24 protein-coding genes are annotated in these 23,295 nt (G+C 58.7%); 17 read left to right on the top strand and 7 right to left on the bottom strand.

What is annotated here, in order from left to right; all coding sequences use genetic code 11:
• Window positions 1-1,086 (bottom strand): metal-dependent hydrolase, encoded by a 1,086-nt coding sequence (locus ACK59H_RS05215; RefSeq protein ID WP_060477348.1) that lies wholly within the window; start codon window positions 1,084-1,086, stop codon window positions 1-3.
• 605 nt (window positions 1,087-1,691) lie between these two features.
• Between ACK59H_RS05215 and ACK59H_RS05210 the strand changes: the two genes are divergently transcribed.
• Window positions 1,692-2,774: a 3-deoxy-7-phosphoheptulonate synthase gene (locus tag ACK59H_RS05210; protein WP_060477347.1), complete on the top strand. Its 1,083-nt coding sequence runs from the start codon at window positions 1,692-1,694 to the stop codon at window positions 2,772-2,774.
• A gap of 110 nt (window positions 2,775-2,884) precedes the next feature.
• On the opposite strand, the gene ACK59H_RS05205 is transcribed toward ACK59H_RS05210, so the two are convergent.
• On the bottom strand, window positions 2,885-5,584 hold the full coding sequence (locus ACK59H_RS05205) for a hypothetical protein (RefSeq protein WP_060477346.1): 2,700 nt from the start codon (window positions 5,582-5,584) through the stop codon (window positions 2,885-2,887).
• A 199-nt stretch (window positions 5,585-5,783) separates the two neighbouring features.
• On the opposite strand from ACK59H_RS05205, the gene ACK59H_RS05200 reads away from it, so the two are divergent.
• The 7 genes from ACK59H_RS05200 to ACK59H_RS05170 all read left to right on the top strand — a co-directional run bounded on the left by ACK59H_RS05200 (window position 5,784) and on the right by ACK59H_RS05170 (window position 13,857).
• Window positions 5,784-6,065 carry a peptidylprolyl isomerase gene (locus tag ACK59H_RS05200; RefSeq protein ID WP_060477345.1) on the top strand — a complete coding sequence of 94 codons (282 nt, stop codon included), beginning with the start codon at window positions 5,784-5,786 and terminating at the stop codon, window positions 6,063-6,065.
• A 7-nt stretch (window positions 6,066-6,072) separates the two neighbouring features.
• Entirely contained in the window at window positions 6,073-8,001 is a 1,929-nt protein-coding gene (locus tag ACK59H_RS05195) for an extracellular solute-binding protein (RefSeq protein WP_081016607.1), read from the top strand.
• Entirely contained in the window at window positions 7,998-9,056 is a 1,059-nt protein-coding gene (locus ACK59H_RS05190) for a microcin C ABC transporter permease YejB (protein WP_060477343.1), read from the top strand. Before ACK59H_RS05195 ends, ACK59H_RS05190 begins: the two co-directional genes overlap by 4 nt.
• Entirely contained in the window at window positions 9,056-10,072 is a 1,017-nt protein-coding gene (locus tag ACK59H_RS05185; RefSeq protein WP_060477342.1) for an ABC transporter permease, read from the top strand. The genes ACK59H_RS05190 and ACK59H_RS05185 overlap by 1 nt, the downstream gene beginning before the upstream one ends.
• Before the next feature lie 95 nt (window positions 10,073-10,167).
• On the top strand, window positions 10,168-10,938 hold the full coding sequence (gene hbdH / locus ACK59H_RS05180; RefSeq protein WP_060477341.1) for a 3-hydroxybutyrate dehydrogenase: 771 nt from the start codon (window positions 10,168-10,170) through the stop codon (window positions 10,936-10,938).
• Between the two features lie 158 nt (window positions 10,939-11,096).
• Complete coding sequence (locus ACK59H_RS05175; protein WP_060477340.1) at window positions 11,097-11,372, top strand: peptidylprolyl isomerase; 276 nt, start codon at window positions 11,097-11,099, stop codon at window positions 11,370-11,372.
• Between the two features lie 133 nt (window positions 11,373-11,505).
• Window positions 11,506-13,857: an autotransporter outer membrane beta-barrel domain-containing protein gene (locus ACK59H_RS05170; RefSeq protein WP_060477339.1), complete on the top strand. Its 2,352-nt coding sequence runs from the start codon at window positions 11,506-11,508 to the stop codon at window positions 13,855-13,857.
• On the opposite strand, the gene ACK59H_RS05165 is transcribed toward ACK59H_RS05170, so the two are convergent.
• Complete coding sequence (locus ACK59H_RS05165; protein ID WP_060477338.1) at window positions 13,854-14,477, bottom strand: LysE family translocator; 624 nt, start codon at window positions 14,475-14,477, stop codon at window positions 13,854-13,856. The genes ACK59H_RS05170 and ACK59H_RS05165 overlap by 4 nt on opposite strands.
• Before the next feature lie 130 nt (window positions 14,478-14,607).
• On the opposite strand from ACK59H_RS05165, the gene ACK59H_RS05160 reads away from it, so the two are divergent.
• Together ACK59H_RS05160 and ACK59H_RS05155 are read left to right on the top strand one after the other, a co-directional pair.
• Entirely contained in the window at window positions 14,608-15,426 is an 819-nt protein-coding gene (locus tag ACK59H_RS05160; protein WP_060477337.1) for an AraC family transcriptional regulator, read from the top strand.
• 60 nt (window positions 15,427-15,486) lie between these two features.
• Window positions 15,487-16,101: a LysE family translocator gene (locus ACK59H_RS05155; protein WP_060477336.1), complete on the top strand. Its 615-nt coding sequence runs from the start codon at window positions 15,487-15,489 to the stop codon at window positions 16,099-16,101.
• Here ACK59H_RS05155 and ACK59H_RS05150 read toward each other — a convergent pair.
• A complete protein-coding gene (locus ACK59H_RS05150; protein ID WP_060477335.1) occupies window positions 16,055-16,774 on the bottom strand; it encodes a metallophosphoesterase in 720 nt (239 codons plus the stop codon). The two genes, ACK59H_RS05155 and ACK59H_RS05150, sit on opposite strands and share 47 nt — an antisense overlap.
• Window positions 16,775-17,020: 246 nt before the next feature.
• Here ACK59H_RS05150 and ACK59H_RS05145 point away from each other — a divergent pair, with 246 nt between their 5' ends.
• Window positions 17,021-17,755, top strand: coding sequence for a carbon-nitrogen hydrolase family protein (locus ACK59H_RS05145; RefSeq protein WP_060477395.1), 735 nt, complete (start codon window positions 17,021-17,023; stop codon window positions 17,753-17,755).
• A gap of 14 nt (window positions 17,756-17,769) precedes the next feature.
• Here the strand turns inward: ACK59H_RS05145 and ACK59H_RS05140 are convergent, their stop codons facing one another.
• The 3 genes from ACK59H_RS05140 to ACK59H_RS05130 form a co-directional block, all read right to left on the bottom strand.
• The gene (locus tag ACK59H_RS05140) at window positions 17,770-18,270 is read right to left on the bottom strand and encodes a methylated-DNA--[protein]-cysteine S-methyltransferase (RefSeq protein ID WP_060477334.1); all 501 of its coding nucleotides are present in this window, start codon (window positions 18,268-18,270) and stop codon (window positions 17,770-17,772) included.
• A 24-nt stretch (window positions 18,271-18,294) separates the two neighbouring features.
• Window positions 18,295-18,621, bottom strand: a complete 327-nt coding sequence (locus tag ACK59H_RS05135) for a hypothetical protein (RefSeq protein ID WP_060477394.1) — start codon at window positions 18,619-18,621, stop codon at window positions 18,295-18,297.
• A gap of 191 nt (window positions 18,622-18,812) precedes the next feature.
• Window positions 18,813-19,181: a hypothetical protein gene (locus tag ACK59H_RS05130; RefSeq protein ID WP_060477333.1), complete on the bottom strand. Its 369-nt coding sequence runs from the start codon at window positions 19,179-19,181 to the stop codon at window positions 18,813-18,815.
• Window positions 19,182-19,420: 239 nt separating this feature from the next.
• Between ACK59H_RS05130 and ACK59H_RS05125 the strand changes: the two genes are divergently transcribed.
• The 6 genes from ACK59H_RS05125 to ACK59H_RS05100 all read left to right on the top strand — a co-directional run bounded on the left by ACK59H_RS05125 (window position 19,421) and on the right by ACK59H_RS05100 (window position 22,889).
• Window positions 19,421-19,759 (top strand): hypothetical protein, encoded by a 339-nt coding sequence (locus tag ACK59H_RS05125; RefSeq protein WP_060477332.1) that lies wholly within the window; start codon window positions 19,421-19,423, stop codon window positions 19,757-19,759.
• Between the two features lie 385 nt (window positions 19,760-20,144).
• Window positions 20,145-20,381, top strand: a complete 237-nt coding sequence (locus ACK59H_RS05120) for a hypothetical protein (protein ID WP_081016606.1) — start codon at window positions 20,145-20,147, stop codon at window positions 20,379-20,381.
• Between the two features lie 124 nt (window positions 20,382-20,505).
• On the top strand, window positions 20,506-20,829 hold the full coding sequence (locus ACK59H_RS05115) for a YceK/YidQ family lipoprotein (protein ID WP_060477330.1): 324 nt from the start codon (window positions 20,506-20,508) through the stop codon (window positions 20,827-20,829).
• Window positions 20,830-20,912: 83 nt separating this feature from the next.
• On the top strand, window positions 20,913-21,416 hold the full coding sequence (locus ACK59H_RS05110) for a GrpB family protein (RefSeq protein WP_081016605.1): 504 nt from the start codon (window positions 20,913-20,915) through the stop codon (window positions 21,414-21,416).
• On the top strand, window positions 21,391-21,687 hold the full coding sequence (locus ACK59H_RS05105) for a hypothetical protein (protein WP_060477329.1): 297 nt from the start codon (window positions 21,391-21,393) through the stop codon (window positions 21,685-21,687). The genes ACK59H_RS05110 and ACK59H_RS05105 overlap by 26 nt, the downstream gene beginning before the upstream one ends.
• Before the next feature lie 329 nt (window positions 21,688-22,016).
• Entirely contained in the window at window positions 22,017-22,889 is an 873-nt protein-coding gene (locus ACK59H_RS05100; RefSeq protein WP_155500238.1) for a hypothetical protein, read from the top strand.
• Window positions 22,890-23,295 lie beyond the last annotated feature (406 nt).

The raw sequence follows: 23,295 nt of genomic DNA, 5'->3' as shown, positions 1-23,295 counted from the left end.
CTAGGGCTCTTGCTCGCTGGCCTGACCTTGATAGCTGCCAGTCCAGGCGGCCAATGGCAAGGGCGGTTGCTGATCGAATATGCGTCGCCAGATCAGTGCCAGCTCACCGTTGTCAATCATCGCGCCGACACCAGGCCCGACCCAACGAGTGGGCGTGTCGCCCACCCACTGGCCCTGACCATCGAGGTGGGCCATGTTGAAGCGGAACGTATAGTTGCCAGGTAGGCCCATGCGCAGGTCGCTGACCACCAGGTCGTTGCCGATAACATCAAAGCGTAGCCAGCCCCCTGTAAACCAGCGTAAGCGTTCGAGCAACGGCGCATTGTGCAACGCCTCACCCAAGGCTTGATTCAGTGGCAGGCGCTGCATCTCCGGCGATTGGCGGTCGAAGATACTGCTGATGCCTTCGTAGTAGTAACCGTCTGGTGTCTTGGCCAGTACGCGCCAGATCAGGCTGTTGAAAGCGATCGGCACGGCACGCACCTCACTGGGTTGGATTCCCTTTTCTTCCAGCGCCAGTTGCAAGCGCTGTTCGGCCGCCATGCGCGAAGCAAGGCCGAACCCGAGGTAAGCGGTGCTGATCGCCAGAGCCAGGCTCAATACCCGCACAGCTCGCCCCTCCAACCCTTTGAAAGCGGCGTAGAGCACCGCTAACAGCAGCGGCACGGTATACAGCGGATCGATGATGAATACCGCCGCCCAGCTTTGCGGCGTGAGGTGCAGCGGCCAGAACAGCTGCGTTCCATAGACGGTGAAAGCATCCAGGATAGGGTGCGTCACCAGCACCAGCCAGAATGCCAGAAACAGCCTTGTCAGACTGTAACCCTTATCGGGCCAGCGCCGTCGGGCGACCGCACTCACCATCCAGGCCAGTAGCAAGGCCAGCCCTGTGAGCACGAAGATCGAGTGAGAGAAGCCGCGATGATAGGTCATCTGCGACACCGGATCGGCGTAGCGAATGACCACGTCGAGGTCGGGCACAGTTGCCAGTAAAGCGCCGTAAACCAGCGCACGACGGCCTTGGATACGGCCAAGAACCGCGCCTTGCAGAGCTGCGCCGAGTACGGCTTGAGTGATGGAGTCCAAAGGATGCTTCCTGGTAGGCAATTGACCAAACCTACCTTTCGGACAGACCCGTATGCAATCAGTGCCACTTGGTTATCGGCGCAATAGCATTTATGCATTGAACACTGCGTAGGGCTTGAAGTAAGCTCGGTGCCATTCACTGGAGAGCATCATGCCGCCACTCACCCACAACCACGCTAACCTCACCGGTCGCAACCTGCGCCCTGTGTTGGCCGTGGCTGGTTGCCAGGCTGCTGCCAGTTTTTATTTCGGGTATTGGTTTAGCCACTAGGCGCCGACACCCATCCGGCGCCCACCTTCGAGGGGCCGCCGAACATGAGAATACTCAAACCCCCGGTCGGCTTCCCGACCGGGGGTTTTTGCTTTCAAGGCCATTGTAATTTCACCGATTCGAACAGAGGACAGATTCATGAACTACGTCACTTATCACTACGCAAGCACCGTTGCCTGGCGATTTAGCCAATCCCGTTCGGGCCAGCCTGCCGCCTCCGATCGGTCGCTCATCGGTGGCAACGCTGCAGCGCATCAGTCAACGAATAGTCGAACACCTCGATAGGGCCGACAGCGCGGGCCAGAACCCGCCGTCCGCCCAGGGAACACAAGCCATGCAAGCCTCCAACCTCGCACTGAACCTGTCCCAGCCACAAGCTGCCAATACCACTGTCAGTCAGCGCCTGCCCAGCCCGCACCTGCTCAAACAGCAGATGCCGCTGCAAACTGAACTCGCCCAGCAAGTCCACAATCAACGCCAGGCCATCCGCGCCATCCTCGAGGGCCACGATGAGCGCCTGTTGGTGATCGTTGGCCCCTGCTCTATCCACGACCCGCGCTCGGCCTTGGAATACGCCGATCGGTTGGCCGCATTGAGCCGTAAGGTCGATGAACACATGCTGCTAGTGATGCGCGCCTACGTGGAGAAACCTCGCACTACGGTGGGCTGGAAAGGCCTGGCCTACGACCCGCACCTGGACGGCAGTGACGACATGCATGCCGGCATCGCCCTGTCCCGCGGCTTGATGCTGAGCATGCTCGAACGTGGCCTGCCGATCGCCACGGAATTACTGCAGCCGATGGCCGCTGGCTATTTCGACGACCTGCTGGCCTGGGCCGCAATTGGCGCACGTACTACCGAGTCGCAGATCCATCGTGAAATGGTCAGCGGGCTGGAACTGCCGGTGGGCTTCAAAAATGGCACCGACGGCGGCATCGGCATCGCATGCGATGCCATGCGCAGCGCCGCCGCACCGCACCGCCATTTCGGCATGGATGCCCAAGGCTACCCGGCGATCATCGAGACGTTGGGCAACCCGGATACGCACCTGGTGCTGCGTGGCGGCCACAAGGGCCCGAACTACGATGCCAACAGTATTGCCCAGGCACGCCAGGGTCTGGTGAAGGCCGGCTTGCAGCCAAGGATGGTGGTCGATTGCAGCCACGCCAACAGCGGCAAAGACCCTGCCCGCCAACCAGCTGTGTTCGAGGACGTTCTGGCTCAGCGTCTTGCAGGTGACCGTTGCATAGTCGGTGTGATGCTTGAAGGGCATCTGTTCGATGGCTGTCAGGCGTTGGAAAAAGGGGCGCTCGAGTATGGTGTTTCAATCACCGACGGCTGTTTGGGTTGGGCTGCGACTGAACACCTGCTGATGCATGCCAAATGCCAGCTGGAGACTGGGTCGGCCAAGCGATAACGACCCTTGCTGAACATCCGGCGTTAGTTGGAATAACTGTCTCGTTGCAAAGCAGACTGCAACGAGACAGTTACATACGCGACTGCACAGCCCCCAAGCCAAAGCTCAGGTCAATAGCGCAGGTTGTCTATATAAATGGTATTTCTGGTTTTACTCATATTCACGACCTGAAAATGCGAGACCGCAGCCCCTGTGGTCGAGTAGGTGAAGCGAGTCGTATAGACTGTATAGCCTTTGGGCGGAGACGCGGACGGTGTAGGCATCGGCAGCGTGTCGATGACCTTCCCAGCGTCGTCGATAATTCTCACCTCACTCCCTGAAACCGTGGTGAAATCAAAAGAGAATGAGGTGACGGGGTTTTTAAGGAAGAAACTCACAGTACTACCGAAATGCCCGGCTATCACGCATCCGCTTACAGGTAAGTGTATCGCCTCGCGCGTGGACATGATCCAGCCCATACCACTGTCAAGTCGTACATCAGCAGCAGGGTATTTATATTCTTTACCCCGAACCATTGAAGAATGCCCGGTTCCAGTTCCGAACGTTTCAGTGCGGTTGTAGCTGGGGATTTTCAGCTGTCCGGAAAGCCCCACGGGCATCGGTTGGGATGTTGTTTTTGCACCCGAGGGATAGTGCTCCACCTCGTAGGTCATCACCGCGTTTTTCAGACCGCTTACCGGCGTAAGGTCAGCTGAGGTCAGGTTGATGGTCTGTTTACCTATACTTGCAACCGTGTGCTCCTTGACGGTCAAATTATCAAATTTGATGCGTATCTTGTCGCCGACCGCCATGCCTTCATACTGCGGTATCTCTACCACCAACCCACCTGTAGCGACCTTGCCAAGGTCCAGGTTGCCGCCTTTGACTCCGGGAAGGCTCAGCGCTGGTGGCAATTTCGCCACGGCCTGTTGGGTGCCGATACTGAACTCGAAGTCTTCTGAAGCCTTGCTGGGCTTGTCTTCCCAATCGACAACGTAGTAGACCCACACCTTGTTCGGTTTATCGCCTTTGTAAGTAAGGTGTTCAGCAGGCACCATGAACGGGCTCACTTCATCACCTGCTTCGAGCACCTGTTCGTCCTCGTAGTATTCACCATCGGAGGTTTCCCAGTACAAGGTCACTGTACAGGGAGTCGGTGTTACCTGGTCGGCAGGGATGACGATCTGCATGTCGTATTCATATTCTGGCAGCGTTGGGTCAACCACGCCTTTGGCCAGTAGCGGGTCCGTCGTCGGTGCAGCCAGCGTGCTGGCAGGTTCGCCCAGGTAATACCTGACCACTTCAGAGCGCATCACGAGCGCGCCGCGTTTGACTGCATACGACACATCCACCCAGCCACCGTCGAAAGGCTTGATGAACGTTGCACCCTTTAAATTGATGGGCAGCACTTTTCCTACCCGTTTAGCGGTCATACGGAACATCTTGCTGCTCAAGGCCTTGACGCTGGCATCGGAGGCGGTACCCACTACATGCACAGTCACCTCGTCCTCTTCCAGCAGAGCAGCTTCAATAGGGATCAACACATGAACAAAGGCATGATCGGCCTCGATCCAGTGATCCAGGTTCTTGTCTTTGTTCAGGACAGGTGCCGGTAGCCCGATCGGTTCACCCTGAATATCGACCACAGCGACTTTTGACGTGCTGCTAACGCCACTACGGGTGAGTGTGTAAGTTACCCGCGCACTGCCGCCGGTCAGGGCGGCAAGTACATCGATTGGCACTTTGAAAGTCAGCGCAGTGCTGTCTTTGGCCAATACCTGAGGGCCGTAAACTTTCGCTAGCGATTGGCCGGCGTCGCTCAAACCCGTCCAGTTCAGGACAATGCTGTCACCGGCTTTGAAGTCACCCTTAGCCTGCACCGCAAGGTGGTCCGCGCCCAAATCGCCCAAGTCCACCAGACCAGAAGTATTCACGCTACCATTTCGGTCCAGCAATACAGGGGCGGCTGCCAACTCTACTGGCTGCACCTTCACGTTGACTAGCGCATCGGCTGACCATTCGGACTCGTTGCCGACTTCGTCGGTCACAAAGTAGTAAACCGGCAAGAATTCGCTATCGCCTGCCGCCTTGATCACGCTCTCATCCACCTCGATGATCACCGGCGTACTTTCATCGGCTTTGCTCTTCACCGTCACCACGTGTTCGATCGTCTGGTCGCCCCAGAACAGGGTAATCCGGTCAAGATTCTGTTTGTTGAGGTAAGCCGGGATATGCACTTTGACCTTGGCTTTGGCTTGCGCAGGCCCCACCACCTTGGATGCCGGCAACTCGACAACAGGCGCGGCCAATTCCTCATCTACGCCCTGAGCGCCAAGCACGCCTGGCTGGCCCATACGCAACAAGGTGATGGTCTCCAGAGAGGTCATGAACACTTTCAAACCTGTGGTGACGTAATAGCGTAAACGGCTTTGGCCCTTGGGGACTTTTTCAGGGGGCACGCGGATACTCACATAAGACCCCACATCGGCCTCGGTCACCTTGGCGCTTGCAACGATGGCCAGCCCCCAAGCCAAACGTAAGCTATGGCCATCCTTCATGCCCGGATAAGCTGGGACAATGACCAACAAGCCATCGTCATCCTCTTCAAGCAAGGCACCGCTGATCCCCTGATCCGCAGTAGAAAGCCCGTTGAGCGCGTCGTAGACCATGGGACGTGGAGCCTTGCCGGCCGGGTCGTTTGGGTACTTGTTCTTCATCGCCTTGGCAAAAACATCGAGCGAGGCTTTAACGCTCGTCGTGCCATCAGAATCATCCTGCACGACGTCAGCTGCACTGAAAACCGGGTCTTTGAGACTCTCTGCGGTAACCATGGAGGTGCCCCTTGCGCATTGGCGCATTGATGGAAGTGCCGCCTCAGGTTAGGAACCGGCAACGACACCAACAACTGGCAGAAATATCAGTTACCCGGTGCGCGAGTCTGTCGCAATAATGCTGCCCCCGAGCGCAACGAGACATTCACTGGCCAAGTGCGCTAGGCTTGCCGTTTTTACCCCCAAGGAGTAGTACCCCATGGCACGCGCTACCGCACGTCACATCCTCGTCAGCACTGAAGAGAAGTGCAACGAACTCAAAACCCAGATTGAAAACGGTGCCGACTTCGCTGAAATCGCCAAGGCCAACTCCACCTGCCCGTCCAGCCGCCAGGGCGGTGACCTGGGCTCGTTCGGCCCAGGCCAGATGGTCAAGGAATTCGACACCGTGGTGTTCAGCGCCCCAGTCAATACCGTTCAGGGCCCGGTGAAAACCCAGTTCGGCTACCACCTGCTGGAAGTCACTAGCCGCCAGGACTGATCTGCTGATCATCATGCCCTGTGTGGCGGCGGGCTTACCGGCGAAAAGCTCCAGGCAGCCCATACACGTGCCTGGCTCAGCCTTATCGCGGGTGAACCCGCTCCTACGCGTCATCGTTGGGGCGTTGTCCTGGTGTTTGGGCTCGATAGCCCAGGCAGCGCCGACACACGCCCTCACCGTCTATGGTGACGCGCCGCGCTACAGCGAGGGTTTTCACCACTTCGACTATGTCAACGCCAGCGCGCCCAAGGGTGGGCTGATGCGCCGCTCGGCCATCGAGATCGGCCAGTTCGACCACATACTGCCCTACATCGACAAAGGCATCGGTGTCAGCGAGGTCGATGGCTGGTTGTACGCGCCTTTGGCGCAGCGTTCGTTCGATGAACCCTACACCGTTTATGGTCTGATCGCCCGACGCATGGAGCGTGGCCCGGATGATGCCTGGCTGCGCTTTGAGATCGACACGCGAGCGACCTTCGCCGATGGCAAGCCGGTGCGTGCCGAAGACGTGCGGTTCAGCTTCGATAAGCTGATGGCCGAGGGCAGCCTCAAGTACCGTACTCAATTCGCCGATGTGGCTCAGGTCACAATCGAGGGCCCACAGCAGGTGCGCTTCGATTTCAAGCGGCCCCACAGCCGCACTCTGGCCCTGGATTTGGCCAGCTTGCCGGTAATGCCCGCCCACGACTGGGCCAACCGCGACTTCGCCAACGGTGCAGGTTTCGACAAACCGGTTGGCAGTGGCCCATACCGTATCGCTCGCATCGATAATGGGCGCAGTATCACTTTCGAGCGTGATCCGAACTGGTGGGCCAGAGACCTTCCGGTCAACCGCGGGCGCTACAATTTCGAGCGCATTCGTATCGAGTACTTCGGCGACACCGAAGTGGCGCGCCAGGTGCTCAAAGGCGCAGGCTACGATTACAACCGCGAATTTTCCGCCACTGCCTACACCTTGGGCTACAACGGGGCCCAACTGGATGATGGCCGCCTGCAGCGCGCGCACTTGGGCCCGGCCAAGCCGCAGCCGGCCCAGGGTTTCGTGTTCAACCTCGACAGGCCGCAGTTCAAGGACCGCCGGGTACGCCAGGCGCTCGCCATGCTGTGGGACTTCGAGTGGAGCAACCGGCAGATGATGCGTAACCTGTACATCCGTCAGCAAAGCGTATTTTCCAATACCCCGCTGGCTGCCAGGGCACTGCCGGACGCCGCCGAACTCAAGCTGCTCGAACCCTTGCGCGGGCGGGTGCCGGACGAAGTGTTCAACCGCGTGTTCAGCGCACCGGTAACCGACGGTTCGGGGATCGTTCGGCCCCAGCAGCTGCAAGCGCTGGCGTTGCTGCAACAAGCCGGCTGGCACCCTGAAGGCGATCGCCTGGTCAACGCCCAAGGCGAGCCACTGACGTTTACCTTCCTCAACGGGCAGTCGGGCATGGAGCGGTTGCTGCTGCCGTGGAAGCGCAACCTGGCACAGATTGGTATCACGCTGAATATCCGTAACGTCGATTCGGCGCAATATGTGAATCGATTGATGGCTCGCGACTACGACATGATCGTCACTGGCTACAGCGTGACGTTGTCGCCGGGCACAGAACTCTACAATTACTTCGGTTCGGCAGCTGCCAATGATCCGGGGTCCAACAACCTGATGGTGCTCAAGGATCCGGTGGTTGACCAGTTGATCGATGGGCTGGTGCGCGCCGATACTCAGGCCGACATGTTACGCCATGCCCATGCTCTGGATCGGGTGCTGCAATGGAACTATTACTGGATCCCTAACTACTACCCGCCAGGGAGTTCGACCGTATGGTGGAACCGCTTTGGCATACCGAACATTCAGCCTGCCTATGACGAAGGGCTGGACAGCTGGTGGGAAATCAGCCCAACCGCGCTGACCAACGAAGAGATGGCCAAACGGCGCAAGGCGAAGCCATGACCAGCTACATCCTGCGGCGTCTGCTGCTGATCATCCCCACCCTGCTGGCGATCCTGCTGGTCAACTTCGCCATCGTTCAGGCTGCGCCCGGTGGCCCGGTCGAGCAGGCAGTGGCACGCCTTCAGGGCCTGGGTGGCGGCGCGCCCGGCACTCGGGCCGAGGTCGTTCACGGCGAGTCCCGAGCCACCCGCGGCCTGGACCCGAAGCTCATCGAGGAAATCAAGCGCCAGTATGGGTTCGACAAGACCGCTCCCGAGCGCCTATGGCTAATGCTTGGCCAGTACGCCAGACTGGACTTTGGCCAAAGCTTCTTTCGCGGAGCCAAGGTCACAGACCTGATCCTCGATAAGCTGCCAGTGACGCTGTCACTGGGGTTGTGGGCCACATTGATCACATATTGGGTGTCCATTCCCCTGGGTATCCGCAAAGCGCTACGCCATGGCAGCCGCTTCGATGCCTGGAGCAGTGCGCTGATCGTGGTCGGCTATGCCCTGCCCTCCTTCCTGTTCGCATTACTGCTGATCGTACTCTTCGCCGGCGGCACTTCGCTCAATTGGTTCCCGGTACGTGGGCTGGTCTCGGAAGACTTTGACCAACTGAGCCTGCTAGGCAAGCTGGCCGATTATTTCTGGCACTTGGTGTTGCCGGTGGGTGCGCTGGTAATCGGCGGCTTCGCCACGCTCACACTGCTGACCAAAAACGCGTTTCTCGACGAAATTTCCCGCCAATACGTGACCACCGCTCGCGCCAAGGGCCTGAGCGAGCGCCGGGTCCTATACGGGCATGTGTTGCGCAATGCCATGCTGCTGGTACTGGCCGGGCTGCCGCAGGCGCTGATTACCGTATTCTTCGCAGGCTCCTTGCTGATCGAAGTAATCTTCTCACTCGATGGCCTGGGCCGAATGAGTTACGAGGCCGCCGTGTCACGGGACTACCCGGTGGTGTTTGGCACACTGTTCATCTTCACCCTCGCCGGGCTGCTGTTTCGGCTGATAGGTGACTTGGCCTACACGGTCCTCGACCCGCGCATCGACTTCGACTCGAGGGCGCACTGATGCTCTCGCCGGTTTCGCGTCGTCGCCTGCAGCGCTTTCGCCGCAACCGCTTGGGCTGGGTTTCGCTTTGGCTGTTTGCCGGCCTGATGCTGCTGAGCCTGTGCGCGGAACTTGTGGCCAACGACAAACCGCTCTTGCTCAGTTACCAGGGCCAGCTGTACGTGCCGGCACTCAAGCGCTATAGCGAGCAGCAGTTCGGCGGCCAATTGCCGTTTCAGCCAGACTACCGCAGCGCCTATGTGCGCCAACTGATCGAGGGTCAGGGCGGCTGGATGTTGTTCGCGCCTATCCCGTTCAGCGCCGATACCCCCAATTACGACCTGCAAGTGCCCACGCCCAGCCCACCTAGCCCGAGCAACTGGCTAGGCACCGACGATCAGGGCCGCGACGTGCTGGCAAGGGTACTGTACGGCACGCGTACTTCACTGCTGTTCGCCTTTGCCCTGACAGCGATCAGCGTGCTGATCGGGGTGGGCGCCGGTGCTCTGCAAGGCTATTACGGCGGCTGGGTAGACCTGTTCGGGCAGCGCTTGCTGGAGGTGTGGTCGGGGCTGCCTGTGTTGTACCTGTTGATCATCCTCAGTGGTTTCGTAGAGCCGGACTTTTGGTGGCTGCTGGGGATCATGGCGCTGTTCTCCTGGTTGACCTTGGTCGACGTGGTACGCGCTGAATTCTTGCGGGGGCGTAACCTTGAGTACGTAAAGGCGGCTCGCGCTTTGGGGTTGCCGGATACCCAGGTGATGTTGCGGCACGTGCTGCCCAACGCGATGAACGCAACGCTGACCTACGTGCCGTTCATGCTTACCGGGGCTATCACGACCTTGACGGCGCTGGACTTTCTTGGCTTTGGCATGCCCGCCGGCAGCGCCTCTTTGGGTGAGTTGGTAACCCAAGGCAAACAGCACCTGGAGGCGCCCTGGCTGGGCTTTACCGCGTTCTTTGCGTTGGCGGTGATGCTTTCGCTGCTGGTTTTCATTGGCGATGCCCTGCGCGAAGCGTTCGACCCCCGTAGCTAGTTAAGGACATTTCGGTATTACCCTGATCAGGACGCTGGCGGCATCATCGTCATCGCCATTTTCTACGCCACCGGTATCGTCTGAGGAGTTTTTCCATGAGTTTGAAAGGCAAGACTGCACTGGTCACAGGTTCCACCAGTGGTATCGGCCTTGGCATCGCCCAAGTGCTGGCCCGCGCCGGCGCCAATATCGTGCTCAACGGCTTTGGCGACCCTGCTTGGGCCACCGCGCAGATCGCCACGCACGGCGTTAAAGTCATTCACCATCCTGCGGATCTGTCGCAGGTTGCAGAGATAGAGGCACTGTTTGACCAGGCCGAGCGTGAGTTTGGCGGGGTCGATATCCTGGTCAACAATGCTGGCATACAGCATGTGGCTGCAGTGGAGCAGTTCCCAGTGCCGAGCTGGGACAAGATCATCGCCCTGAACCTTTCGGCAGTGTTTCATGGTACTCGCCTCGCCCTGCCAGGTATGCGCGCCCGTAACTGGGGACGAATCATCAACATTGCCTCGGTGCATGGGCTGGTTGGCTCTACGGGCAAGGCAGCGTATGTCGCCGCCAAGCACGGCGTTGTCGGCCTGACCAAGGTGGTGGGTTTGGAAACCGCCACCAGCAACGTGACCTGCAATGCCATCTGCCCAGGGTGGGTACTGACGCCGCTGGTGCAAAAGCAGATCGATGACCGCGCCGCCGATGGCGTGGACCCGCAGCAAGCCCAGCACGACCTGCTGGCTGAGAAGCAGCCCTCGCTCGCCTTCGTCACACCCGAGCACCTTGGTGAGCTGGTACTGTTCCTATGCAGCGAGGCCGGTAGCCAAGTACGCGGTGCTGCCTGGAACGTCGATGGAGGCTGGTTGGCCCAGTGAAAGGCAAACTGGCCATCCGTAACGCCGTTAACCGGCAATCGCTGCGAATACCCCGATGCCCTGGCCAACCCGCAAGCGTTGGGGCGGTTGCGTGACCGCACGGCGCTGCTCGATCAGGCATAATGTCGCCCTTTTTGCCCCGCAAGCACAGGTGCCCCATGAAAGCTCAAGCCCGTCACATCTTGGTCAAGACTGCTGAAGAAGCTGAGAAGCTCAAGCAGCGCATTGCCACCGGTGAGGCGTTCGACGTGCTGGCGAAGAAGTTTTCCATCTGCCCCTCAGGCAAGCGCGGCGGCGACTTGGGCGAAGTGCGACCTGGACAGTTGGTTGGCTCGATCGACCAGGTCATCTTCAAAAAAGCGCTGCGGGTGGTCCACGGGCCGATCAAAAGCAAGTTTGGTTACCACCTGGTTCAAACTTTCTACCGCGACTGATGGCTATGTGCCCACTGACATTTTTGCCAGTTGTCTTGTTACGACCTTTTACCTAAAAACACAGGCAGGGCCGAAACGGTACATAAGTGCCGCTTCAGGTAGTGGCTTCTTCGCAGACTAAGGAGACCTGCCGATGCGTTGCCATGACCTGCTGCCTGTCGCCTTCAGCCTGCTCACCTTGCCTCTTGCGGTAGCTGCTCAATCGCTGGAGGTCGGGCCAGGGGACAATTTAGGCGCTATCGCCCAAAGCGCCGCGATCGATGATTTCAAGATGCTCGGCGGCACCGTGCAGTCGCTCAATCAAGGGGAAGGTTACGACACGTTCTACATGTCCGGAGGGCGAATCGTTGGCGCATTCGAAGATGGCGATTACGCCATCTTTGCAGGCGGGCGGATTGGCAGGGTCGACCTAAAGCTAGCCGACAACTACTTCGAGATGTCTCAGGATTCAGGGGTCGAAACCCTGATTGACGGCAACCTGGTCAGCGGGTTCGGTAATGACACCATCATTCTGCGCGGTGGCACCATCGGCGGCAACATCAGCACCAGTGGCGGGCGAGATAGCATTACCATCAGTGGGGGCATGCTCAATGGCAACGTGCTCGCCAGCGCGGGCAACGACACACTCAATTGGTCAGGCGGCACCATCGGCGGGCGTGTCGACATGGGCCTGGGCGACGATCAGGTAAGCATCAGCAACCTGACTTCGCAAACCTTGAACATCACGCTCGATGGCAATGCTGGTAACGACCGGCTGGACTTCATCAACAGCACCCTCGAAGGTGGCGCACGCTACCTCAACTTCGAAGCGATCGAGCTGCAGCAGGGCAGCCGCCTGACGCTGGACGACACCCTTGTCCTGGGCGATGCGGACAGCGACACTGGCACCCTGGTAGTCGATGACACGAGTGCGCTGGTTTCGCGCCTGGGCACCGTCGCGCCTTTGATCTTCGAACGGCAGGCCAATGTCCGCAATGCAGGCACCATCGATTTGAGCGCAGGCCAGGATGCTCAGGGGCGGTTGAATATCATCGGCAATTATCAAGGTGACAGTGGCCTGTTGCGGGTCAACAGTGTGCTGGCTGGCGACGACGCCGCGTCCGACCGCTTGGTGGTCAGCCGTGGCAGCATCACAGGAAGTACCCTACTGCAGGTCAATAACCTGGCTGGTACAGGTGCCGCCACCCAGCAAAACGGCATACTGGTCGTCGAGGCCCGTGACGGCGCCACCAGCAGCGCGACCGCCTTTGTCCAGACCCAAACGTTGTCAGCGGGCGCCTACGACTACAGGCTGTTCAAAGGCGGCGTGACCGCAGGCAGCGAAAACAGCTGGTACCTGCGTTCGACCTTGGTCACAGTGCCGGCTCAGGACCCTGTCGAGCCTTCACAGCCTTCACAGCCCTCACAGCCCTCGGAGCCTTCCTTCCCTACCGAGCCTGAGGTCGAGCCAGCAGTAACACCTCCAGTGGCTGCCCCAGCGCCTGGCCAAGCTGAACTACCCGCTCCCATTGCCAGTACCAGCCTGCCCCTGTATCGCCCCGAGGTGCCGGTGTATGCCGCAGCACCACGGGGAGCGGCGGTCATCGCCCGCCAGGCACTTGGCACCTTCCATCAGCGTCAAGGTGACCAGCGGCTCATGAACGGTCAGGGCGCGCTGCCTGCCAGCTGGGGTCAAGCCTACGCTCAAGGGTTACGTCAAGGGTGGAGCGGCACCGTCAGCCCGAGCCTGGATGGGGACCTGTATGGTTTCAAGGTGGGCCAGGATCTTTATGCCAAGGCCAGCGACAGTGATTATCGCCAGCATCTGGGCCTTTACGTCGGTCACAGCCGGCTGGATGCCGATGTCAAAGGTTTCGCGCTGGCCGAGGATGGCCGCAGTGTCGGCGACTTGCGCCTGACCGGGGACAGTGTCGGCGCCTACTGGACGCTCATCGACCCACGCGGGGCTTACATCGATGCGGTGCTGCAGTATACCCACCTCGAAGGCCGCGCGCGCTCCAACCGAGGCGACCGTTTGAACATCGACGGCCACGCCTGGAGCGCGTCTATGGAAGCCGGTTACCCGCTCCGCGTGGCTGAACGCTGGACTCTGGAGCCCCAAGCCCAACTGATTGCTCAGAAAGTCTTGCTCGACAGTGCCAGCGACAGTGTCTCGCGGGTCAGCCACGACGCCCAGGTGGAAATCACCGGCCGGCTTGGCGTGCGCCTAGAAGGGACCTATCACACAGCGAATGGGCGCTTGTTGCAGCCGTATGTGCAGTTTGACGTGTGGCACAGCGACGGTGGGCGCGACACCCTCACCTTCGATAACGTCGACAGCATCAAAACCGACTATCGGTCCAGCTCGCTGCGCGTTGAAAGCGGGCTCGTAGCGCAGATAAGCAGTGCGCTGAGCATGCACGCGGGGGTGCACTACGCAAGCAACCTCGACAGCCGCCAGCAGCAGGCCAGCGGCGTGAACCTGGGGGTGCGTTGGGAGTTCTAGCGCCGCGATGCCAGCAAACCGAGGCCGGCACAGCCGAGCAGCGAAGCGCTTATCCGGTTAAACAGCCGACGTGAGCGCGGCTGGCAGAACCAGCGCTGCAGGTAGGCACCGAGCCCCGAGTAGATGGCAATCGCCGCCCATTCCAGCAGCAGAAACAGCACGCCGAGCCAAAGGAACTGTTCACTCACCGAAGTGGCGCTGCCGACCGAAACGAACTGCGGCAGGAAGGCGGTGAAAATCAGAATGGCCTTCGGGTTGCCCGCCGCTACCCAGAATTCCTGACGAGCAAGGCGCCACGTACCACGCGGTTGATCGCCCGGCATAACAGCCTCGCCAATTGGGGCGCGCCAGAGTTGCCAGGCGATATAGAACAGATAGGCCGCGCCCACTACCTTGATCGCCAGAAACAGGTATTCGCTGGTGTGCAGCACCGCAGCAAGGCCCATTGCCGCTAACGCGATCATGCCGCTGAAAGCCAGGATGCGCCCGGCCCCGGCTACACAAGCGGTGCGCAGGCCAAAGCGGCTGGCATTGTGCAGTGACAGCAGGTTGTTCGGCCCCGGCGCCATGTTCAGGGCAAAACAGGCCGGGAGGAATAGCAACAGGCTTGGCAGGTCCATTTTGTTCTCCAGACAAGGCGCCGTTACTGTCGATGCACGGTGGTGTTGGGTCAAGGTACAGCCACCGACAAAAACTGTACGGCCACCGGCTCTGCGCTGCTAAGCTGCGCTGCCAATCAAGGAACTTGCCATGCCCGCTGCCCGCTCTGTGCTATGGCGCGACCCGGCATTGCCGTGGCTAGAAGCCCGGCGTGCCTGCCATAGCCGCGCCTGTTACAAAGCCCATAGCCACCCGACTTTCTCCATTGGCGCGGTGGATGCCGGCAGCAGTTGCTTCACTGGCGCTGGCGAGGGGGAAGAGCGCCTGAGCCCTGGTACTCTGGTCCTGGTGCCGGCACAGCGGGTCCATGCCTGCAACCCGCAACCGGGCCAAGCCTGGAGCTACCAGATGCTTCACATCGACGCTATCTGGCTGGCGCAGATGCGCCTGGAGTCAGGTTTGGCAGCCGCGCAGCCCGGCGCACCAGCACGGGTAAGCCGCGAGCCTGCGCTGTATCGTGACTTTTGCGAACTCAATGCGCTGCTGTTCTCTGCAGCGAGCGTTGCCGAAAAGGGGGCGGCGCTGGTGGCATTCCTGGGCGATCACGATTTTGCCGCGCAGCCAGCGTGCCCGGCGGCGCCGGTTCCTGAGTTGACGAAGCCCGCCGTACACGGCCTGATCAAGTACATCGAAGCGCAGGATCTGGCGCAACTTAGCCTTGAGCATCTGGCCAACCAAGTGGGCATGGGCCGCTATCAATTGATTCGCGCGTTCCGGGCAGCGACCGGCTTGACGCCCCACGCTTATCTGCTGAACGCGCGGATCAACCATGGCCGGTTATTGCTGCGTGAAGGGCTGGGGTTGGCAGAGGTTGCCTACCGTTTGGGTTTTGCCGATCAGAGCCATTTCCAGCGCGTGTTCAAACACCACGTTGGTGTGACGCCGGGGCAATATCGTCAAGCGCAATAATCTTCAATACCGCTTCAGGGCTACCACTCAGACTACGGCTTTAGCCATGAGTAAGCCCTGATGGAACAGTTCTTGATAGTCGCCCTCGCCCACTTCCTCGCCCTCCTGTCACCGGGGCCTGACTTTTTTCTAGTGGCGCGCACTTCGATATCGGCAGGTTGGCGGGTGGCCAGTGGCACCTGCCTCGGTATTGCCTTGGCCAATGGGTTGTTCATTGCCATGGCGTTTGCCGGGCTGGCAATCTTGCGCGAAGGCAGTGCGCTGTTCACCGCCGTACAACTGGGCGGGGCCGGCTACCTGCTCTATATCGGTGTGCTGTTTTTGCGCCATGCGGGCAGCAGCGAGCTGACAGCCGTTACTACTCAGGGGGCAATCCCAGAATGGGGACGCGCGCTGGGCATGGGCTTTGTCTGCGGCGCACTCAACCCAAAGAACGCGCTGTTCTACGCCAGCCTGGCGGGCATGGTCGCGAGCACCAGCACAGGTTGGAAGTGGCTTTACGGCGCGTGGATGTTCGCCATCGTGCTGTTGTGGGACCTGCTGGTGGCCGGCGCCATTGGCAACCAGCGGCTGCTCAAGCGCTTCGCCGGTGCTCTGCCATGGCTGGAGCGAGTGGCCGGGTGCATGCTCATCCTGCTGGCCCTGGGGCTTTTGATTCATCTGCAGTGGCGCTGATCAGCTGCAGGCTGGCCAAGTCCATCAGGCTGAAATGCCCGGTTGCCCAACCGCCGGTATCCAAGTGCCAGACGTTGCCAAGTTGCTTGGCTTGCAGCACGGGTGTATGGCCCACCAACAAAGCCCGCACCCCTTGTACGACCTCATCGTTGCCATCTTTGAGGCGTTGACGCGACCACTGACACACTTGGCGAACCGTCGGGTCGTCGTCGAATAGCAGGCTATCGCGTAGTGCTTGCCACTGATTGAACGGGGTGTCTGCATGCAACAAGCCGATCAGGCCGCTTTCGGTCTGGACTTCCATCGCGAGCGGCAGTTGCATGAAACGTTCAACGAACACCGCCTGCTGCTCGGTAGGCATATCCATGAACCAACCCCCACCCGCTGCACGGTACATGTCCAGGTCCAGGCGCCCGCCGTGCAGGTAACTGATCGCCAGTGCCTCATGGTTCCCCTGAACCGCGTGAAACCAAGGCTGAGACAGCCACCAGAGGCATGCTTCGCTGTTCGGCCCGCGGTCGACCAGGTCGCCGACGCTGAATAGGCGGTCCACTTTGGTGTCAAAGCCCACGGCCTGCAGGCACTGCTCAAGCCTTGGGAAATGCCCATGGATATCGCCCACGGCCAAATCCCGTCCTGCACTGTTGGCGGCTACCCGCCGAAACCGGCTCATCGCCCTGCTCCTCTACTGCCTGGGTTGTCCGGCGTAGCCATCGGCACGCGCGCATTTGCCAACAGCATGGCACAGGCTCGCTTGCCTGCGCAGGTCCAGGTTGCGATTCGATGCTCGGCCTGCATGCTCATGGCACTGGCCACGGCAGCTACGATTGGGTACGACCACTGGCGCGGGGCTCTACTGGTGCAGCTCAGCCAGAGGGGGGTATGCTCGGCCATTCTGGCACCCTGGAAGGCACGCACCATGAAACTCTGCGCCGTACAACTGGCGTCGCGCAAGGGCGACCTGGCGAGCAATCTGCTCCGCCATATGCGTTGTATAGAGCAAGCGGCGTCACTTGGCATCGAGCTTGTGGTTTTCCCAGAGTTGTCATTGACCGGCTACGAGCCGACCCTGGCGCGCCAGGTCGCACTGCCGCTGACTTGCGCTCGCCTGGAACCCTTGCAGGCACTGTGTGACAAGCTGGCAATCAGTGCCGCGGTGGGGCTACCGTTGCCCAGCGCAGAGGGTATCCGCATCGGCATGCCGATCCTGCGCCCAGGCATGCCCGTCCTGGCCTACGTCAAGCAGCGCCTGCACGAGGATGAGCGGCCGTTTTTCGCGCCGGGGGATCATCCCCTGGTGTTCGATGCGGGGCCACTGACCATTGCCCCGGCGATCTGTTACGAGTCGATGTTCATCGACCATGCTGCCCACGCCCATCGCTTGGGCGCCGAGCTGTACTTGGTCAGTGTTGCCAAGACCGCAAAAGGAATCCGCGAGGGCCACGAGCATTATCCGCAAGTGGCCCGAGCCGTTAGCATGCCGGTTTTGATGGCCAACTGTGTTGGCCCCTGCGACTCATTCGTCGGTGCGGGAGGCTCTGCGGCATGGGACCGCCACGGCAATTTGCTGGCGGCACTGACTGACAAAGCAGAGGGCATGATCCTGCTGGACGTCGCAAGTAATACAGCACGCGCGGTGCCGCTGGAAATCTAGGTAACACCTGTGCACTACAGATCCAGCGCCAAGGTCTGTCGCCCTTCCAATGCCAAGAGGTACTGTTTGGCCGGCAACCCTCCGGCGAACCCGGTCAGGTTACCGGACGCACCGATCACCCTGTGACAAGGGGCGATGATCGAGATCGGATTACGCCCGTTGGCCGCCCCCACCGCGCGCACTGCCTGGGGAGCGCCGATCTGCCGGGCGATGTCACTGTAGCTGCGCGTCTGGCCGAAAGGAATGGTAAGCAAAGCCGTCCACACTCGACGCTGGAAATCGGTACCGGCGAACTCCAGTGCCAGGTCGAATCGCTGGCGCATGCCGGCGAAGTACTCGCCTAACTGCCGGGCCGCTTCCCGGAGCATGGGGTGTTGGTCATCGCGGTGCAGTTGGCCCAGCCTGACGCGGTTCTCCCGCTCGGCCTCCCACAGCACGGCGCCAAGCCGCTCACCCCGTGCCACCAAAGTAAGGGTGCCGACTGGCGACGACATGAACGTGAAGGCGTTGGACATCGGCATTTCCTACGCAGCCGGTTACTACAAGCACTCTCTGGCAGCCAAGCGTAGCTTGTCAGTGGACAGGAAGCTCCCTTTGTAGAACGTTGCTCGGCTGCCTTCACGGCTTTCCACTACTTCCAACACCTCGTCCGAGGCTACGGCGCTGGGCGCCGTCAGTCGATAACCGTGGCTGATCGACTTCTGCGTGGTTTGCGCAGAGACGGCTTGCCACTTCGGCAGGACACAAGCAGCGTAATCTTGCGGGGATTTTGCCGTGAGTTTGCTTGCGGTGGGCTTGCCTGGATTGGCGCAGGCAGCAAGGCCAGCTGTGAGAGCCGAAATAACAAAGATGCGAAAAATTGGCATTTTCATTTAACCCGTCTTGAACGTGGGTCATTGTATCCGGGATAGGTGCTGCGACGTAATCCACTAAAGTCGCGGGCTGAACAATCTCACGCAGAATCCGAAGTCTACGTTAGACCCAGCCGGGCCTGAAGCAGTCTGAATGCAAACAGCCCGCTTACTGATGCGGGCTTTTGGTGTATGCAGGTGCTGCCTCAGACTCTTTTGCACATCAAGGCTGCATCGAGTAGCCGGCCATGGTCATACCAGGCGTCACGCTGGTAGGCAGTAAACGCGTGCTGGTTCCCTGTTCCTCGAAGTTCGATCAAGCCGTCGGCCTTATCGGGGTCAATGCTTTGAACATAAAGCTTGAGCGAATCTCCGGTAGCGACTTGGTAGGTTTTCACGTTACTCGGGAGTTCACCTTTGACGCACCCCAGATAGGCCTGTGGGCTTCGCTGCGTGTAACCAGAGGTGAAATCATGCCCTGCCCGTACATCAGGGTTCTGGGCGCATCCAACCAAGGACAACGCAGTGAGGGTGGTCGACAGTATTGCGCCTGCAAATACGCTTGAGCTTTTCACGCGACACGCTCCAATTACCCCCTCGAGAATGCGTTGCCAAGCCACAACCCGTTTTTGAGCTCTTATCGGCCTATGTTACTGCGCAAAGAAGCGGGCGCTCTAGGTTTTTTGGCTATAACGCCAGCGAGCGTGTTCAGGCCTGTGCACAGGCTTGAGGTAATTTTTTTTGCCAGCGGAACGTTTGTTTCGCTCCATGATTCTCATGCATAAGAACCCCCGCATGACCTCAGGAGAACGCCATGGTGTGGTGGCTGGAAATACTTACCCAGTTCTTAACATCTACCGCCTTGGCGGTGTGCAGCATCTTTATATTCTGGGCTTACATGTCAGCATTCGGGAGGACCTACACGCGGCTATTGTCAACCGCGTTGGCGGTCGCCTTGCTCAGCATTGCCGCCTTCCCGCATGGCGCGAGCCTGGCGCTCAGTCATACAATGATTTTGGGAGAGGGGCGCGAATTTCTCCTGCTGCTCGCCGATGCAATGGGCGTTGTCAGCGCGGTGATCATTGCATCGTTCTTCTTCAATCCAGAAAGGCTGCTTGATGATGCTGATTGCCAGACCAGCGAATCGCCATAAGCTTGATCACTGATCAGTCAATTGAACATTTCAGGATCAGCGGTGGCCGCCGCCAGGCCCCTCGCCCATCATGCCCGGCCCCCATGACCGCCACCGTGCCCACCGCCGCCTGGCGGCATGAACATCCAGCAACCTGTAAGCATCGATACCATTGCTACGGTCATGATCGCACGCACGACATGCTTGAACCTCATTACACGACTGCAAAAGTTACGAATCACAGCCCCGGTTAGTGCACGGCAGGGCTGTGCCGCAGAGCGTAATTTCTAAACAGCAAGCCTGGGCAAATTTTGCCATTTCTTTACAGTTGTTAAGCCAAGGCATGCCCGCAAAAGCCAGCGGGTACCGACCATTAGTAGCGGTGATAGGTTTGAAGGAGAAAGGCATGAGTATCCGAAGCCTTGCAAAAAACCTTCCTGGTGATCCTGATAATCCAGGCTGGGTCCTCGGATGGGGTGTGCTACGAGCGATTCATCCTTGGCATTTCGTCGACATCTATGCCGACCAGCAAACCGCCAGGGCCGAGGCACAGCGACGTGGTAACGACTATGTCGTCGAGTTTGGGTCGCACCGGCTTGGGTCCGATGAATTTATCTGTGGCGTTACTGCCCCAGAAGGATAACTCAGGTAACGCGCCCGGCTCTCGGCTGATGGAGCTTTTTTTTGCGTCGGGGAACGAGCGGCCCCAGCGAGCACCGTCGGACATCGAGATGCTATGATCTGGCTACATCAAATGGAGTTTTCGAATGAGCAAGCTATGGAGTGGCGTGGCGCTAACGATATTGCTGAGTGGCTGTGCCACGGTGCACACGGTATCGGACGAATCTAAAGCCGTTGACGACTTGGCGAAATGGCAGACCAATTGTCATACCCTTAGTCGGGCATACAGTGGCGTCGCTTATCAGTATTGCAACTTAAATGGGCCGCAACGAACGGGAGCACATTGGGCGCCGTTTCCTATCCTGATTGACATGGCAGCCTCTGGAGTTGCCGATACGATTATCTTGCCGTTCACCGCCTACCAGCAGTACAAACGCGGTAGCGTGCCGATCCGTCGTCTGGCGTATTGATCGAAGGTGCTAATCAGCCATGCTAAATAGGGCAAGCGCTAAGACAGTTCTCGACTTCGAGTATTTCCCGCCAAGGAAGGTACATGGTACTGACCAGCAAGATCACTCCCTACGACCCCGCATGGCCGCTTCGATTTTTGGCAGACAAGACACTCATCGCTTCAGCCTTTGGCGAGGCGCTGATTTCGATACACCACGTTGGAAGCACCTCTGTTCCAGGTCTCGCGGCGAAACCGGAAATCGATGTGCTCATCGAGGTCTGCGATCATTGCAATGCCTCGGCGCGAGACGAGGTGTTGAGAGATTTGGGTACGGTCGAGGAACGTGACCTGTCGGACGCGCCGCGGCACAAGCGCCGAATCCATGCGGTATGTTTGAGATGTGTCTTATTGTGTCAAACGAGGCGCGGCTGTAACGTTCAGGTCTTAGTTATCGAACCGGTGAATTTAGCAATTTCGAACGGCACGCCGGCGCGAGATCATCTGGGCGATTCATCACTGCTAGCCATTTGCACTGCAAGGGTTTCACCCAAGTTTTTGACTAACCATCGAGGAGCTGAACGTGTCGCACACTTCCAGGGAAAATAGAAAAATCATTGCTCAAACGCTTCGCTGCGTAGAGCGGGACTTGATTCTCAAGGTCTTGACACTCATCAACGAGGCAGAGGCAACCGCAAACAACAAATTCAAATCGGAAAGTATATCTTTCGAAGAGCACTCACCTGCCAATGCCCAATACTTGATGCTGTTTGTTTTTGCCGAGCTTTTCGATCGTCTGCACGATGGCGATAAAGATGTCGGGAAAATTATTTTGAAAATGGAAGCAAACCGCCTTGGAATAGATGCCAATCTCGGCTAGAACCGTCGCATCAGCACTGAGACCCACCGCGCGATTACCTGTTTCTGCTGTGCCGTCGCCGATAGATCTAACCCTGGGCAGTACTGCTTTTTTGTAACACAGCATCATCCTCGCCTGCCGTCGTCACTTCATTAGCCTTGAGATATTCACGCTTGCGCTGTGGGTACTATTCACGCGACCGGACCTGCTTTACAGGCTATCTTTGAGTTTTTAAATTCAGTAACTCGACTGCCTAGCTGGGCAACACAGATATTCAAATAGGACCTGAAATGTCAACCCTACGCAGCAATAGGCGATTCCGTGCATTTTGGCGGATTTTGATAATTTGCATGAGTATTACAGTCAGCCTATTTTCCACCAGTGCATTGGCCATCCAAGGGGGGGCAAGATGCACGCGCCCTTACTCGGGTGGAGAAATCTGGCGAGTAGGGACAGTAAGTGCAGGGCAGGAAATTACCGTTACAATCGACATCAGTTGCATCATGTCCTTCACCTATCCATTCGACATGAATCTCAGCCAGCTGTCTGGCTATACGACCTACCCCGGGGTGCCCGCGCCGCAGGCTAAATCCATAACCGTCAAAGGAGCGCAGCTGATGCAAGGCGGCTTCGGCACTCAGGGAAATGTCTGCCCATTAGGGGCATGCAGGTCTCTTCAGCAAAATGTGCGCTTTTATTCAAGTGTCACATTCAAGCTAGAGGCAGGAGTTGAGCCGGGATACTATGAGTTCAAATGGCAGGTATTCGGCACCCATAGATCAGCCCCCCAGTATTCAGATGAAGTCAATGCTGGTGTTATTACTTATACGGTGGAAAGCCCGGCATGCGACCTGGTTTCTGAGGCAGCGGTAAATCTATATCTCGGGGCTTTCTCAGGCAGCGACATCTCCACAGCCAATCAAACAGCCAACATAGCTGTTTCCTGCAAAAAAGACGTCCAGGTAACAGCCAAGCTGACACCGAGTCAAAGCATAATGAATAGCACATCAGGCCTTTCAGCAACCACGTTGAGCGGACTGTCCATGGTAAGCTGCTGGGCAGACACAGGTCAGCCCGTGGATTTCTCTGCCGCGCGCACGTTTAGCTTTAAATCGGGCAGCAACTCACTGCGCCTGCGCTTCACTCCACGTTTGAATGGCGCAAGCACTCAACCGGTTGGAAACTTTTCAAGTAATTATACGCTTACTCTCAACTACCAATAATGACCCGCATTTTATAGGGGGTCAAATCATCGGCCAGCGCCGGCACGTTGCCGAATACGCCAAATGGCAGAGATGGCTCACGCCTGGTCGTAGAAGGACATCCCAATGCATGATGCCTGACCAACCTTTGCGATTTACCGCACGGTCGCTGGCCCTTTTATCACAACAGTGATCCCGGGCCCAATACTGGCGCTCTTCGTGTTGCAATCGCCCGCCACTTCCCCTGTAAAAATTTCCGGCTTCCTTGCGTTCGCCGCCCAAATGCCTATCGGTAACGCTTTTGGTTCAAGCCGGTCTGGCAGTCGTTACGTTGGTTCCATTCCGACTTGGAGGAGAAGCTTGTCGGCCAAAACGTTCCACCAAAAGGCAGGGTACGGTTACCCATGCGACAATCTGCGTAAACAAG

This window comes from Pseudomonas sp. KCJK9000 (genome assembly GCF_046230725.1).
Classification (GTDB): domain Bacteria; phylum Pseudomonadota; class Gammaproteobacteria; order Pseudomonadales; family Pseudomonadaceae; genus Aquipseudomonas; species Aquipseudomonas promysalinigenes.
The sequence above is the reverse complement of the archived record's forward strand: the minus strand, read 5'-3'. Positions and strand labels throughout refer to the sequence as shown.